The following is a 324-nucleotide window of genomic DNA, read 5'->3' as shown; positions in this document are numbered from 1 at the left end:
GCGTTCCTCCTCGCGGGCGGCGAGCAGGGCGGCGAGGGCGCGCGGGGTGCGGTGCTCCAGGATGTCGAGGCCGGTGAGCGGCACGCCGACGCGGGTGCGCAGGCGTTCGGCGAGCTGGACGGCGACCAGCGAGTGGCCGCCGAGGGCGAAGAAGTCGCCGTCGGCGGGCGGGACGCTGCCGAGCAGTTCGCCGAAGGCGGTGCGGACCAGGTCGAGCGGGCCGGTCGCGGCCGTGGCGCGGGCCGCCTCGGCCCGGGCGGCGGGAGTGGCGGCAGCGGCGCGGGCCGCGGCGACGGCGGCGCCGGGCAGGCGGCCGCGGTCGAC

At 81.5% G+C, this 324-nt stretch carries 1 protein-coding gene; it reads right to left on the bottom strand.

All coding sequences use genetic code 11. The features are described 5' to 3' along the window. Window positions 1-324, bottom strand: a 324-nt coding sequence (locus ACFXPX_RS40910; protein ID WP_380644878.1) for an acyl carrier protein, incomplete at both ends; no start/stop codon positions are given.

Origin of the sequence: Kitasatospora sp. NPDC059146, from assembly GCF_042786665.1 — a bacterium.
Lineage (GTDB): Bacteria > Actinomycetota > Actinomycetes > Streptomycetales > Streptomycetaceae > Kitasatospora.
This window is presented reverse-complemented; position numbering and strand designations above follow the sequence as displayed.